Origin of the sequence: Spongiimicrobium salis (genome assembly GCF_043678055.1) — a bacterium.
Lineage (GTDB): Bacteria > Bacteroidota > Bacteroidia > Flavobacteriales > Flavobacteriaceae > Spongiimicrobium > Spongiimicrobium salis.
In genome coordinates, this window is sequence record NZ_JBHEQA010000002.1 from 1,205,989 (window position 1) to 1,220,004 (window position 14,016).

General features: G+C 36.4%; 23 protein-coding genes. All 23 read right to left on the bottom strand.

The window, feature by feature from the left end; translation table 11 throughout:
- Window positions 1-5: 5 nt before the first annotated feature.
- Window positions 6-1,238: a hypothetical protein gene (locus ACEXOE_RS14530; RefSeq protein WP_394749543.1), complete on the bottom strand. Its 1,233-nt coding sequence runs from the start codon at window positions 1,236-1,238 to the stop codon at window positions 6-8.
- Window positions 1,239-1,605: 367 nt separating this feature from the next.
- Entirely contained in the window at window positions 1,606-1,881 is a 276-nt protein-coding gene (locus ACEXOE_RS14535) for a hypothetical protein (RefSeq protein ID WP_394749544.1), read from the bottom strand.
- 42 nt (window positions 1,882-1,923) lie between these two features.
- Complete coding sequence (locus ACEXOE_RS14540) at window positions 1,924-2,121, bottom strand: hypothetical protein (RefSeq protein ID WP_394749545.1); 198 nt, start codon at window positions 2,119-2,121, stop codon at window positions 1,924-1,926.
- Window positions 2,122-2,337: 216 nt separating this feature from the next.
- Complete coding sequence (locus tag ACEXOE_RS14545) at window positions 2,338-2,535, bottom strand: hypothetical protein (protein ID WP_394749546.1); 198 nt, start codon at window positions 2,533-2,535, stop codon at window positions 2,338-2,340.
- Between the two features lie 91 nt (window positions 2,536-2,626).
- The gene (locus ACEXOE_RS14550; protein WP_394749547.1) at window positions 2,627-4,222 is read right to left on the bottom strand and encodes a phage terminase large subunit; all 1,596 of its coding nucleotides are present in this window, start codon (window positions 4,220-4,222) and stop codon (window positions 2,627-2,629) included.
- Window positions 4,215-4,652, bottom strand: a complete 438-nt coding sequence (locus ACEXOE_RS14555) for a terminase small subunit-like protein (protein ID WP_394749548.1) — start codon at window positions 4,650-4,652, stop codon at window positions 4,215-4,217. Before ACEXOE_RS14555 ends, ACEXOE_RS14550 begins: the two co-directional genes overlap by 8 nt.
- Before the next feature lie 19 nt (window positions 4,653-4,671).
- Window positions 4,672-4,818: a hypothetical protein gene (locus ACEXOE_RS14560; protein WP_394749549.1), complete on the bottom strand. Its 147-nt coding sequence runs from the start codon at window positions 4,816-4,818 to the stop codon at window positions 4,672-4,674.
- Window positions 4,819-5,082 (bottom strand): hypothetical protein, encoded by a 264-nt coding sequence (locus ACEXOE_RS14565; RefSeq protein WP_394749550.1) that lies wholly within the window; start codon window positions 5,080-5,082, stop codon window positions 4,819-4,821.
- Between the two features lie 316 nt (window positions 5,083-5,398).
- A complete protein-coding gene (locus ACEXOE_RS14570; protein WP_394749551.1) occupies window positions 5,399-5,905 on the bottom strand; it encodes a hypothetical protein in 507 nt (168 codons plus the stop codon).
- 1 nt (window position 5,906) lies between these two features.
- Window positions 5,907-6,197, bottom strand: coding sequence for a hypothetical protein (locus ACEXOE_RS14575; protein ID WP_394749552.1), 291 nt, complete (start codon window positions 6,195-6,197; stop codon window positions 5,907-5,909).
- Between the two features lie 176 nt (window positions 6,198-6,373).
- Window positions 6,374-6,661 carry a hypothetical protein gene (locus ACEXOE_RS14580; RefSeq protein ID WP_394749553.1) on the bottom strand — a complete coding sequence of 96 codons (288 nt, stop codon included), beginning with the start codon at window positions 6,659-6,661 and terminating at the stop codon, window positions 6,374-6,376.
- A 1-nt stretch (window position 6,662) separates the two neighbouring features.
- Window positions 6,663-8,222 carry a DNA (cytosine-5-)-methyltransferase gene (gene dcm, locus ACEXOE_RS14585; protein ID WP_394749554.1) on the bottom strand — a complete coding sequence of 520 codons (1,560 nt, stop codon included), beginning with the start codon at window positions 8,220-8,222 and terminating at the stop codon, window positions 6,663-6,665.
- A gap of 30 nt (window positions 8,223-8,252) precedes the next feature.
- Window positions 8,253-8,570 carry a hypothetical protein gene (locus ACEXOE_RS14590; RefSeq protein WP_394749555.1) on the bottom strand — a complete coding sequence of 106 codons (318 nt, stop codon included), beginning with the start codon at window positions 8,568-8,570 and terminating at the stop codon, window positions 8,253-8,255.
- A complete protein-coding gene (locus ACEXOE_RS14595; RefSeq protein ID WP_394749556.1) occupies window positions 8,567-9,307 on the bottom strand; it encodes a P-loop NTPase family protein in 741 nt (246 codons plus the stop codon). Before ACEXOE_RS14595 ends, ACEXOE_RS14590 begins: the two co-directional genes overlap by 4 nt.
- Window positions 9,300-10,109, bottom strand: coding sequence for a DUF4373 domain-containing protein (locus ACEXOE_RS14600; protein ID WP_394749557.1), 810 nt, complete (start codon window positions 10,107-10,109; stop codon window positions 9,300-9,302). Before ACEXOE_RS14600 ends, ACEXOE_RS14595 begins: the two co-directional genes overlap by 8 nt.
- 18 nt (window positions 10,110-10,127) lie before the next feature.
- A complete protein-coding gene (locus ACEXOE_RS14605) occupies window positions 10,128-10,538 on the bottom strand; it encodes a helix-turn-helix domain-containing protein (RefSeq protein WP_394749558.1) in 411 nt (136 codons plus the stop codon).
- A complete protein-coding gene (locus ACEXOE_RS14610) occupies window positions 10,535-10,825 on the bottom strand; it encodes a hypothetical protein (protein ID WP_394749559.1) in 291 nt (96 codons plus the stop codon). Before ACEXOE_RS14610 ends, ACEXOE_RS14605 begins: the two co-directional genes overlap by 4 nt.
- Before the next feature lie 39 nt (window positions 10,826-10,864).
- Window positions 10,865-11,605, bottom strand: coding sequence for a recombination protein NinG (locus tag ACEXOE_RS14615; protein ID WP_394749560.1), 741 nt, complete (start codon window positions 11,603-11,605; stop codon window positions 10,865-10,867).
- A gap of 8 nt (window positions 11,606-11,613) precedes the next feature.
- Window positions 11,614-11,979, bottom strand: coding sequence for a DUF3127 domain-containing protein (locus tag ACEXOE_RS14620; RefSeq protein ID WP_394749561.1), 366 nt, complete (start codon window positions 11,977-11,979; stop codon window positions 11,614-11,616).
- 2 nt (window positions 11,980-11,981) lie between these two features.
- On the bottom strand, window positions 11,982-12,422 hold the full coding sequence (locus tag ACEXOE_RS14625; protein ID WP_394749562.1) for a hypothetical protein: 441 nt from the start codon (window positions 12,420-12,422) through the stop codon (window positions 11,982-11,984).
- Window positions 12,419-12,829, bottom strand: a complete 411-nt coding sequence (locus tag ACEXOE_RS14630; protein ID WP_394749563.1) for a zinc-finger-containing protein — start codon at window positions 12,827-12,829, stop codon at window positions 12,419-12,421. Before ACEXOE_RS14630 ends, ACEXOE_RS14625 begins: the two co-directional genes overlap by 4 nt.
- On the bottom strand, window positions 12,829-13,278 hold the full coding sequence (locus ACEXOE_RS14635) for a hypothetical protein (protein WP_394749564.1): 450 nt from the start codon (window positions 13,276-13,278) through the stop codon (window positions 12,829-12,831). The genes ACEXOE_RS14630 and ACEXOE_RS14635 overlap by 1 nt, the downstream gene beginning before the upstream one ends.
- Window positions 13,278-13,913 carry a Rad52/Rad22 family DNA repair protein gene (locus ACEXOE_RS14640; protein WP_394749565.1) on the bottom strand — a complete coding sequence of 212 codons (636 nt, stop codon included), beginning with the start codon at window positions 13,911-13,913 and terminating at the stop codon, window positions 13,278-13,280. Before ACEXOE_RS14640 ends, ACEXOE_RS14635 begins: the two co-directional genes overlap by 1 nt.
- Window positions 13,914-14,016 lie beyond the last annotated feature (103 nt).

Below are 14,016 nucleotides of genomic sequence, written 5' to 3' on the forward strand. Positions count from 1 at the left end.
TTTCTTTACACGACCTTTTTAAGGCTTCCTTGTCCACTTTCCCCATTTGATACTAGATTTTCTATTTCTGCGAATTCTGCGGCACTCTCCAATGTGGCCCCAGCATCCGTCAATATCTTTACAATGTCCGCTTGCTCTTTTCGTGATTGACGGGCCATTTTTTCCACTAAGCGCATGATGGGCAAATGTGAAAAGTCCAGACCTATCTTCTTTCCCTGTTCCATATATCCAAAATGATTGGTCCAGGTATTGCCCCAATCGTCTGCCTGTTGTTGAATGGTGTTTTGCAGCCAATCCAAAATGCCGTTCTCGCGATTTTCATAGGTACTTGCACCTTCGAGATACCAGTTAAGTGCGTCCCTGTTTATACCGAAGGTCATTGACACCCTTGTACAGTCTGCGGATATACCCTGATCATATTGGAGTTTTCTAAAATCTGGGGCTAAGGATTGGATATTGATCTTTGCGTTGGTGGCTATCATGTCCTTGCGCATAATCTTATTTTCCACTTCCTCTCGTTCCTGGTCGCCAAGGTTCTTTGATACGTTCATCTCCATACCCTCATTGCTCGCGATATGCTTATGAGCCCATTGGAGATTGATGTTTTTGGATCTTTGGGCCAATTGGATATTCCTAAGTTCTTGCTCTATTCCTTTGATTCGGCTAGGTGATTTGAATACAGAATTGTTCTGCATTCCATTGGTGATATCATAGAAAAAGACCAGATCCGATAACGGTATAGGATATTCTTTGCTTCCAACCTTGTATTCGATCTCTTGCAGTAAAAGCTTCTTGAAATCACTATTGGAAATGATCATTTTATCCAACTTGTTGACATCCTTCCAATTGATACATGAAGGAATGAGATTGTTGAACGACTTTACATTATCAATATCGGAAGCTTCACCTTTATTCCTAATTTTGATCACTCTTACCGCATTGGTGCCGAGCATCTTGAACCATTGGTGTTGGTATATGAAATCCTGTTGTGATTGAAAATAGTTGGGATTTGAAATCTTTTTTACGAATGGATCATCGGGCAACTCCTTGCCTTTTAGATCGGTAACGATTGGTCTTCCCCTACTGACCATCGAACTGGTCATATCGAATGCCGTAAGAAGGGCCATATTGGAAAGTGATAGCTTTAAATAATCCCCTTCCAAAAGACTTTCATTACCATCGAGCCAATAGGAGTATTGTCCGTCCTTGTTGCGGATTACCCTTATCGCCTTTCCCAATAATGTATTGCCAAACCAGCCTATTGCGATCCTTGGACGGTCGCCATTGAAGTTTTAGGGCTGTACAGTGACTTTACCACGAGTTTTGTTTTTTTTCCTGTCCTTATGATGTTGTAATGACCGCATTTGCAAAGGACATCTCCACTTTCGATATATCCCAAATGCCTGTTACAATTCTTACAATTCATAAGTAAATCAAGTAATTACATTCAAATATACAATTATTTTTATTTGGTCTAATTAAAAATAGTAATTATTTTGTATGTTTGCACCGCGTGAACTCACACAAATATTAAAGTTAACGTTATGATTAATCGATGTTAAGACCGTCACCGGGTAACCGTTGGCGGTTTTTTAGTTTCGGACTTTATGATTGGATATTGTTTATTTGTGGTTGGTGGGCATCGAACCATGTGTATTTGATTCCCTGTAAAATTGCCAACAGGTCCGTGTCGCCCTTAGTCGTGTCCGATCCATAGATTTGGCCCATTAATGAATAACCGTTATTTTCCGATTTCACTACTCTGCAATGGCCCTGCCCTTTAAAAATCCTGGTTATGTCTTCTTCTGCAGCCAATAGATTTTCGTATTTCTCGGTATCCTCTTTGGATACTATCTCGGTAAAAAAATTATATAGTACCATTATTCTTTGTTTGTTTAAAATTAGCGGTTTGCTTGTTTTCCTTCATTTCTTCCGCTTACTACTTATGGCTTCTGTTCTCGTTATAACAAAAACGTCTTTTTTGGAATACTGTAAGCGACCCTTACGGCTAAACTGGTATGAAAGGGTGTCATAGTTCAATCCTGTATTATCGGACAAGGCTTTTATACTAGAAAATAATTTGTATTCCTCAGTTTCTTTGTTGTGATAAATGTATGCCATTTCTATAAATTAAAATTGCGTTAATGTATTTAAAATAATCATCTGCTATACATTCAAAATAACATTCTTTAAGTATATCCCTATGTATTTTTATTTGATTTATAACATAATCTAAAGCCATTTTAATAACGCTTTTGCTTCCTGTATATTCGCCAGTTAATAATTTGCAATATGTTTCTTCGTATCTTACCATACCTTTCAATTATATACTTATCCCTAAAATTGTGATAAGTATTGTTCTGATTCGTCTATCATTCCCAAATCAATTGCTATATCTGTCATTATTAATCTAGCATTAGCATTACCGAATTTATTAGCTATTTGAGTCGCTACTTCATTTGCAGAAGCTCCTGTTTTAATCATTTCTATTGCTGTTTCCTTTACTGTTTCGATAATTATTTCTAAAGTCGTCATACTTTCTATTTATTTGTTTTACACTACAAATATAAAACATATATATGTAATATCCTAATACTTTTACATATATAATTAATTATATCAGTAACTATATAGTTATCGCCAATTTAATAGCAAGATAACTGACGCAATACCTGATAGCATCTAGCAAGTGATCGTTCTTCTTAATAGGTTTGTCCAATATTCCTAATCTATCACTATCCCAGCTATATTCATCATATTCACCTTCTAAACTAGAAGAAGTACCTGTGTAACATACATTCGCCCGTTGTATCAATGAAATTCCACTGAATACGCTTCCGGCATTTTTAAAGGCTGGCATTGCATTGTATCCGGCCTTTCGAAGTTCCAATATCTTTTCGGGGTTGGCACTATCGCAGATCATTTGTGCCGACTTATCTACTCCTATCCTTTCAAGTTCATGGATAAGCCCATTTTCCATTTCTCTTTCGGGCTTATAAAGAAGCTCGTGGAAATAGAAAGTGCCGTCATTGTATTTTATACCCGCTATGGCCGTAGGGTTTGCCTGTCCGAAATCTAGGCCATAGAACTCGTCATACGGAAGCGCCAAGTATTCTGAAACAGAAATCTTCTTCCATTTCGAATATATCTTATTTGGCTTCTCGGATTTGATACCAAGGCCGTACACCTCCCACATATAAGCGTTGGCCGTTGGTTTGGACCCGTTGATACTTCTTTCATTTTCCTTGCATCGATGGATCTCGTTTATTTCGGATTTCGAGAAAAGAAACTTGTTTTCTTTCAGATCGTAACCGTACAGGTCTTGTAGGCTTATCTTTCCATCTACTACTACCTGTGCATAGGAAACGGGTTGATAGCTAAGTATCTTCCTTTTCTGCTCTCTTGGACAGAAGGGGTTATCCCTAAATGTAGAATAGATATTCTTACATCGCCAATTCTTGCTAATGGTATCGCTCCAATGCTTTGTCTTTGGGTTTAGGTCAAAAATCAGGAAATCGCTTGTACGCTGGTCTATCTGATCAAATGTTTCTTGACTTATGTTGTAGGGTTCATTGAGCCATGCAAGATCTTGGGTAAGCCCATGTACCGTTTCGTCATCGTCTCCCCCATGTATCTCGAATGTCGTTTCGTCTCCCGCATCATAATCACCATAGACATAGTAGGATTCCGATTTATTGAATTGCTTCCTTATAAATCTTCCCGTAGTCTTAAGACGTTTAAGGAAGTCCTTTAGCACTGTATCTTTACAGCTCTTTTTGGTGTCCCTCCAAGCGGTAGCCCTTTTGTTACTGTTCACTTTGCAATACCAATCTATGATATCGATAATGCTGTAGGTTTTTGAACTCCTGGAACTTCCGGTATTGTTTATATACTTATAGCGGTTCTGGATATGATCGGATAGAACTCGTTTAGCTTCGTTTACATAGGTTTTCTTTAGTTCTTCATGTTCTTGGTCATGAAAGCAGATATAGCCCGTTATTTCTTCGGAATGGTGGATTTTCTTGGGTTCATAATCAAAAACCTTTTTTTCAAATTCATAATCATCGACATAATCAAAGTTTTCGTCTATATCGGAATATGCATAAACCTTGCAATTGTAGTGCTCGTCCGACTCTCCTTCTAAGGATACAAAGAGCATTCTCCGGTTAATGGCTTGGAAGTTCTTTTGCCATACTACCGTTACATCCAATTGCCTACCCATCTTTGGAATTGCTGACAACGTTGTACGTGAAGTCGTTGTTTATTTTTTCCCCGTCTGTGGTAACGTCTATCTTATCACCGTACTTTTTAGGCTGCATCTTGGAAAGCGCCCATTTTCTTGTGTCGACCCTAAGTCTTGATCTCTGTATCGCTTCATGGTCTGTTACTTCCGTACCATCTTTCAGTATTTTTTTATCTGCAGAAGAATCGTCCGCTATTTCGAAAATTTCTTCAAAATGAAACTCTGCCCTTTCTTCACACGCACGCGCGTATTGTTCTACCTTTTTTTCATCATTTTCTAACCATGAATAGAAAGTCCTTCTTGAAGGTGTATCATGAAGTCCTAAAGCGGAACGTAAAGAGTTTCCTTCTGATATGTGCTCACATATTCTTTGAAATGCTTCTGCCTTATTTTCTTCGTTCCAATCCAATTTTATTACTGTTTTTGTTCTAATCCAATTTTACTATATGGAGTTTTTTAATATCCTCTGGGTTGTCGATTAACTCATTGATATCGTAACCGTAAATTATTATGGAAGCGTTATCGTTAGGTCTTCCCTTTTTAATGGATTCTATTGCATTTTGTATGACGTCCATTTATAGTATTGTAATAGTTCCCGTCCTTTCCGAACTAGTTGCTTGGGCTTCCGGGTTCATCTTCCATTTTGGGCAGAACCTTTTTTGTATTCCTTCCCAATACTTTTTCCCAAATAGAGATTTATCGAAGAAAAAAGCGGTATCAAGGTACTTTGGTTTTATTGAAGGCGATATCCTCTTTTCTTTCTTCTGTCTAATATGTTCTTCCATTGCTAACTTTTTAATCTCTTCTGGAAGCTTTTCTATTAGAATTTGTTTGCCCATAGTGTAAATATACTTAAAATATGTAGGTTATTTTGATAATTTAAGTTTTAATTTGTTATATTTGGCTTTGAATTGTATTCGAAATATGTTTGTTTGGTTTTAAAGCTCTGGGTGGTTCCGGGGCTTTTTTTTGTGGGGAATGAATTATTATTAAAAAACATCTGAAGATTTAAATATTTCTAAATGGTTTTTCATTATTTTTTGCTGATTCTGGGTTATTTTTACTTGGTTATCAATTTGGGTTTCATTCATTAAGAATAGAACAAGAATTGCCAAGAGAATTAAAATGCATATTATCAATATCCCTGTTATCATTTCACTTTAGTTTTTCTATTGCGTATTCGGTTAGTTCTAAACGTAATACTCTGTTTACTAGGTCTTCTATGGTTTTTATTTTTAAATTTCTTGGTAATCCATTTACAAACACAATAGACCACATATCACTAATATTTTTAACGTTATTGTGAACTCTTATACCGTTATAGAAATCTATCCCTTTTTTATCTTTTTGTATCTCCACGCCCTTAAACAACACTTTTGATTTTGCTTCCTGGTATTCATTGAAATAGTTTGCGTAGCTGTTATAGTCTGTTTCTAAATCCCCTGTATTAAAATTGTCCTCTCTCGGTTCTTCCATCGGTTTCCCTTCTTCATCACAAGGGATGAACATTCCCAAGGTTAATTCTTGTTGGAGGAAATCATTGTATCTAACAATAGATCTTAATATTTTCCTTTCATGTATAATTAATGATGATTCGCTCAGTAATGATACATCAGAAATTAGCAGGTTGTTTATGTACTGTGATAGTGGTATTAGTTTCATTTTATAGGTTTTTGTGTAGATTTTTAAGAAAATCAAAGGCCTTATGAAGCGATTTCAATGCTTCTTTTTCTTCTGAAATTTCGTTTTCAAAATTTCGTGCATTTCTAAATATCACCGACCAACACCCGTTATCATATCTGTAATATAAATACATCATTCCAAATCCAAAACTTTTATACTTTATATTTTTAAGTATATTTAAACAGTCTTCTATGTTATCCGGGTATACTTCTGGAATGATTTCTTTGAAGCCTTTGTATTCTTGTTCCTTGGTTAGTTTCCAGTTTTTCATGTTATTTAATTTGCTTCATAATTTTGTTCACTCCTTTATAAATCCATATAAAACCAACAATTGAAATGATTAAGGCAAGTATGGAATCTTTAGTAATTGTATCAATCTCAATCCTTTCATTAAATACTAGAATCAAAATCCAACCGATCAAAGCCTGTATCAATGCAGTTACGTATCTAAGCACTCTTTTTGTTTCCTTCTTTCTTCCCATTCGTTTTTAATTTATTCTGTAAATTCTTTATTTGATTCTTTTGGATGTTTACCGTTTCGATCAGTTCTTCGATAAATATTTGCAGCTCAGCAAACTTCTTATAGTTCCATATATGTGCGGTTGCTTCTCTGGAAAAATCTCCATTTTTATTAAGTTGTATATGATGTAAATGTGATTCCTCTTGTAGCTTTGTAGATCTTCGATTACATCTTTCATTCATTTTCTCAAAATAATTCTTGTCTTCTAAGGTCATTTTACTTCAATATTTTTTCCAATAGTTTTTCATATTTAGCCACTACTACAGAGTTTCCAGCTTGCTTGTAGGTTTGGGTATCGCTTACCTCTATCTTGAAATCATCTGGAAAGTCCATGAGCCTTGCACACTCTCTTGGGGTGAGTCTTCTTATTCTGTAACCAAGTTGGATATTATGCATTCTTTCACCTCCCAGACCTGAAACAATCGCTGGACTTAATCCGTTTGGGTCATAAATCCTGTTTTGTTGATATGGTTGTACACCTCCGCTCTCTTGGGAAGGATTTAATTGTATTACTTTGTACATAAGCAAATTATCTTTTTGTACTGTACTCAAGGTGTTTGAAATCAATGGGTTTTCATTAATCTCAATCATTTGCTTTAAATCTTCCCCTGAATTTCTGCTTTTTGGATTTTCTGGATTTCTACCGACCATTCTTCCTCCTAATACAATTACAGCCTGATTACATGCTGTGTCCAATGTCTGCGCTACTTGATTTCCTACCCTTCCCCTTCTTGTTACTGAATTTGGTACGCTTAAGTTGACGCTGTCTCCTGGTTGTGCAACTTCATAACCGCATTTAGTTGCCGATTTGACTTTGATAAATCCATTTGCATAACCGTGGGTTCCTGCTGATATGGTGGGCGAAACCCTATCTATACCATATACTTTTGATGCCTGTGTTTCCTGATTGATAAACCCTTCAATGTTTGGGTTTTTAGAGTTCATCATATTGGCTACCTGTTCATCGCTCAAAAAATACTTTTCGTCCACTTCATCTTCAAGTACATCCCTTAACCTTTTGGTGAGTGGTAATGGCTTGGGCCAAGTGAAATTATTATCCATATCATCGCGGATTCCGACTATGAACACCCTTTCCCTATTTTGGGGTACATTGAATTCGGTTGCATTTATTACTTTGATGTATATGTGATACGGTACTGCCCAATCGTTTGGAAATATAGGAAATACACCATCTACGCTTTTTCCTCCCAAGTAGTGCACCCATTTATTGAAAGTCCTACCTATAGGGTTTTTAGGGTCGTTCGGGTCCTTATCATGACTTAATAGACCTTTTACATTTTCGAAAATGAAATACCTTGGATTGTTCTCCCGGATAAATTCCAGACTATTGTAAAACAGTATTCCCCTTTTATCATTTTCTCCTTCCCTTTTTCCGGATAGGCTGAATGATTGACATGGAACCGTAGAAACATAGATATCCAAAGGTTTTTCCGGTACTTCCCTTTGGTACATATTAAAGGGATAATAGAAACTGAATTTCTTTGCGAATTCGTTGGCTTCTTGCAAAAATTCACTCTCTTTTTGACTAGGATTTTTATCCCTTAATGCAATTTCTTTGACCTTATCCGCATATCTTTTGTGTTCTTTGGTCTTGGCTAGTTTAATATCTTTAGGAGTGCCGTTATTTATAAGATATGTAAGCCTTGCATAGTAATCGTAATCACATGAAAATACGTTTTCATAATGAATATTTTTTCGTTTCAATGCTTCATTGAAAGCGCCTATCCCACTACAATCGCTACCTATTCTTAACATAATATAATTTACTGATTTTTAATGTTTTGATCAAATTTTTTGAAGCCTTGAAAGCATGTTTTTATTGATAGTTATCAACTTGTCAAGCTTACCTCTTTTGTTTTTCGATTCCAGGTAAACAATATTGTCCTGAAGTGATTTTATCCTCATAAATACTTCATGGGAAGTAGATTTACCTACATTGTATTCCTCTCTCTTTAAGCCCTTGAATATTTTACATCTGGAAGCAACACTCTTAGCATCACGTTCCAATAATTTACCTATCCGATAAGGTGTCAGTTCAAAACACTTTGCTTTTATAAATTCCAGTTCTTCGGTTGTGAATCTGTCTGTATTCATTCTTTTCATGATTCTCTAAGACTTTCACCGTTCCACTTGATTATGTTGAACATTTCCGGTATCCTATCTCCTATTCTATCCCCATATCTTTCCGTCAATTCGCTCGAGCTCTTGTTAGTGGATACATGCGTTATAGCACCGCGTCTATGCCTTTCAAAAAGTAATTCCCCCAATAGTTCGGTTGAATTGAAAGCCTTTTTTTCAAATCCTAGATCATCTATGTATAAAGCTCCTTTGTAGTAGTTTTTTATATCAAATGAATTGGATGCGTTTCCTTTTTTCTTGGCATCAGCAGCCCTCATGTAACTTTCTACCAACCACGGGGCCGTTACCGATCGAAACCATAATTGATTGCAATTTCTTTTTATGGAAAGTTCCCTTCCCATCCGATGAAATATTTCAAACAAAACTGATTTTCCAACTCCATAATCGCCATAAAGCATTATCCCTTTGAAAATATTTGCATTGCTCAATACCAGCCCATGCTGATCAAAGTCCAGGTTTCCGAGAAAATATTGCTTCACTGTTTCAATGATGGTATTGGAAATAAATTCTTCTCCCTTACCTTTTTCTTGTAGTACCAGTTTCGAAAATCCATCAAAAAGAAAATCAAAATCTTTATTTGTCAAAACATACTCTTTTACTGGCTCTTTGCCCTTGTGAGGGTTTTCAAAGACAAGTTGCTTGTTTGATGGGTCTATCCTATTCTTAAAATTTTGGATAGCTTCCGTTGCACTTTTAGCCATACTTTTCTAATTTTTTCATCGTTCTTGAATTCGTTTGTTTTTTCTGTTTTTCAGGCAAGTAAAAGCCTTTCCAGCCTTTATCTATGCACTGTAATAAGCATTCAATCGCAAGTTTTTCATCGCCTTTGACCAGATTGTAAAGTGTTTTTAAAGCGCGGTTTTCGGAATCAGAATTAACAAATCGGAACTTGTGATTTTTTTTTCTGTGATCTTTGTATTGCGTCCAATACTTTTCAAATTGTTCAGATTCAAAAATCAAATCCACCCCCTTTATTAGTTTTCTTTTCTTTTCTTTACTTTCCTTTTCTTTACTTTGTGTACTTTCTTCCCCTTTAAGTGAAGTTTCTTGCCCGTTAGGTGTACTTTCTTGCCGAGTAAGTGTACTTTCTTCCTCGTTAGGTGTACCACCCACATCTATAAGGGAATATCTTACTTCAACTTCTGAACACTTCCTATTGGCCTGTTTTGATACATTGATCCAAAATTCCTGAATGTTCTTGGTTGTCAATATGTTCTCGCTAGTACGCAGTTCTTTATTGAAAAGACCCACATTACAGCAATAACCTACAACCTCTCCTATGAGCGATTCTTTCAGATTAAGGGTATCGGACACGTCAAACGCAGTATCATCGTCCCACGATAAGAAATATCCTTTGTCCCTATATATTTCAGTCAATAAATAATTGTATATCAAATAGCCCTGTGCCCCAAAATGCTTAAGTAAACGCCTGACCTTCCTGTTTAGGAATATATCCGTCTTCATGGTGTAATAATCCAATCCTGTTTTTTCCGGTCTTGCCATTTTTTGCCCCTTGATCGTTTAAATTGCTATAGCCCTGTTTATGTTTAATGATAGTGTGTGCTGTATTACCTGAATCAATAGGTTCACATCAGTTACTATTAATGGATTGTCCAAATGCAATCTCCTGGATATTTCTTCGTCAATATCGTCGACCCATTTAACTATTTCCCTGTCCTTTATATCAATAAAGTTTTGTATCATTTTTTTAGAGTGCAATACTGTAGCATGATCCATTGAGTAATTAGATAAATACCCTCCAAACTCTCCTATTTTTGCAGAACTTATCGATGTTCTCTTGCATGCCAAATACTGGAATATCTGCCTTGGAATCACTACGTTCCTCCTTCTTGTCCTGGAGAATAGGATGTGTTCTTCAATACCAAAGTAATCGCTAACGCATAAGGTTATAAGTTGTAATGTTGGTTTCATGATTTCCCTGTTTGATAAGTTTTGTACTTATTGGTCAGCTTCCACAACAAGGGACGATTCTTTATATTCGGTTCCCTTCCAACCACCTTTATCATTCCTTCATTCTCCATTTCATTCAATCTTCTAGCGACTTCATGATAGGATAGGTTTCCTCTTGTAAGTGCAGATATCTGCTTAGATGTTAAACTGGAATTTGGATCTACCTGCATTGCAGCAATAATGATCTCCCAATGTTTGGATTTCTCGGATTTTATGCCTTCATATGCCTCTAATGATGATTGTCTCATTGTTCTGGATTTATAGGTTAATACTCTTTTTTAATTGCTTTACTTTTCCTTGGTAATCCTTTTTGATTTAAATTCACTGAATTCCTTTTGGTAAATTCCTAGTTCTTGATTGGCCCAATTTCTTAGGGCAATCCTTTCTTCGGGGTTCCTTAAGCGAACATCACTTTCCAAGGACTTTAATACTTCCTTTATTTTTGGTCTTAAATCGATGTAATCCAGTTTGGTAAATTTTATGTTTACATGCCTTCTTAATGAGTGGACAAATTCAAAGTACTCTTGTCCGAATATTTCCTTCAATCCATCCTGGTACGCCTTCGAATCACCTCCCCTAAACGTATTGCTCTCAAAACTTTGGATGAATATGTTATGTAGATTCAGTGCTGTTGTACGGTTAGCTCCTACACTCAAATAATGTCCTCCGTTCATTTTACCATAATTTCCCGTAGCTATACATGGATGTCCGTGGTCTATAAGTCTTGCGATTTTATTAATGTCCGGTTGGATGTATTTCTTTCGATAGTTATCCACGGTCATTAACTCTATTTTTATTTTACCCATAGTTTTTCTGTTTTCGGTCTTCCTATGTTTCTCGGTATTCTTTTCGACCTTTGGAAGAAATTGTTTTTGATACCAAATCCTTCCGGCTTCCGTTGTCGTTCCCCAATCAAATAAACATGAAGGACAAAGACCGTATTTCCTTCTCTTTACATTAATAGGTTTTCCGCAACCCATATAACCATATGCCCTACGTTCGCCCTTGCATGTTTTTTCTTGGATCATATCAGATATTAAAAAGGCAAATCATCATGAGCTTCTTCGTTTAAATCTCCTGCTGGTTCAAAAGCTTCGGATGGTGCAACTGGAGGTGTGCCATTATTTTCCAATCCCTCTATACGCCAACCCTGAATAGAATTAAAATATTTGGTTTCCCCTTGTTGGTTGACCCATTCCCTGCCTCGGATATTGATGGATACCTTTACCGTTTCGCCTAGTCTATATTGGTCTAATAGATCGCATTTATCCTGTACAAATTCTATCAAAATATCCTGTGGGTATTGTTCATCCGTGGTAATGACCATTTCCCTTTTTCGAAATCCATTGCTTCCAAAAGTTTGGGTATCACCTATTAATTTCACTGTTCCTTCTAATTCCATTTTTATTCTATTAATGTTAATTCTTGATTTGGGTCCGGAACCTCTATTCCTAGAAACTCCGCTGCCCATTTTTGTATTTCTAAAATGTATTCGGCAAATTGTGTAGTGGTCATTTCGCTGCTGGTCATTTTTTCTGTAACTATCTCTCCAGTTTGCGTATTCGTAATTTCTCTGCTGCAGGAAAATAGCGGTAACAAAATTTGATAATGTATACTATTTGAATCCCTTACCTCGCCCGTACAATCCTTTAACCCCTGTTGGATGATCGGTATCACTACTCCCCAATAAAATCGGTTTTGGGGATTGCTCCTACTCTTCTTTTTACGCTGTATGGTAAACTCTATCACCTTACCTTCAAATGATCTTATAGCAGATTCTATAAGGTTCCGGTTCCTTTTCAATCTTCCATTATTTACCTCGGATATGATGGTTACTTTTTTCATATGAGTTCTGCATATTTCAATTTTGCCCAAGCAACAACTTTGATACAGGTCTTTACTTGAAACATTCCTATGTGGCAGAACTTATCTGGAATTCCAATAGCATCGGCCATTTCTTCATAAGCTGCGTTTCTCTCCATGTGCTTTTCCTTCCAAATCCGATCGAATGCATCATGTGCCTTTCTCTTCCATTGTCTCAACTTCTTATCCGCTAACCTTCCCAACGGTTCCCCATCATCGTGCGTTCCTACATAACTATCGCATTGTGGGTAGTTATCGCAACATATCATGGATCTGTTCCTATAGGTTTTACCGTAAATGAATTCTTCACTTACGACCTTTGTCCTAGATTTACAATAAGGGCAGACCTTGGCACTTAAAATATCCTGTTGTAATGGGGTGAGTGTCATTAGAAAGAAACTGCTAAGGATGATTTTTTTGGTGTTGTGGATACTTTAGGGACTTCCACCCCTTCACTATCATAGATAACATCCTCACTTTTCATTGCCGTTTTTAGCAAGTCTTTTCTATCGGATAGTTTCTTTTCCAAGATCTGGATCATTTCATCTTCCTTGAAGTTAATGGTGTCACCTCCGGATCTATAGGAAGCGGTCAATCCAAATGCTTCAAAGGATTCTTGGCCCAATGCTTGCTTCAATACTGATTCTATCTCGCAAACAGCTTCTTTTAATCTCAATGCCTGTGCATATATTTCATGTGGATTGTGATCGCCACTATCAATTAGACTTTGTGCAAATGCATTCGATGATTTTTTCAATTCTTTCTTTGTTGGTAGAAAGTGTGATGTGGCTACTTCTTCTTCGCGCATCATCATGAATAAATCTTTTGTTTGTCCCATTATGCTGATTGTTTTAATGTTAATTTTTGTTTCATATTCTCTTTAAGTACAGACCAAGCCTTTTTTTCTAAAGGTGTAAGGCTTTCGTATACTTTTTTCAGTTGTTCCACCGTTGTACAACGTTGAAGTCTCCTATCTGCTGTAAGATTCTTTTGATCTGTTTTATTTTTGGATTTGTTTTTTATGGTAGAATTGATGTGCTTGGTAAGATCCCAAACCCTATTTCCTTTATCATCGACTACATGCGGTTGTTTCCCGGATGTCTTCGCTTGGTTTGAGGTCACTTTATGTATCGGTAGATCGTAAAGAAATCTACCTACACCAAACTTTACCGCAGCTCTTTTAAATGCATCGGAACTATGGCCTTTTTGTTTTTCAACATTGCTTTCGCTACCCGTATCGCTCCTTTTATATTCATGACCATCTGCATAAATGGTAATCTCGCAAAAAAGCAAACCTCCTTCGCAATAGTATCTATCCGACCACACACAATTAGCATCCAGAACATCTTGTACGTCCCTACTATCTATGTAGGCTACACATGAAGCTTCCGGTTTGTATTGACTAAAGGATTGTACCCTCCACTTATAAGGTATTTTCTTTTTTAAATTTGTTAGTATTTCTTGTATTTCCATGGTTTCTTGGTTTTAATCTTTATATATCTTCCACAACATCCTTCATATACACATTATCAGCATTAATCCGATCGCATACATGATGTACAATAAGGTGTCGTCT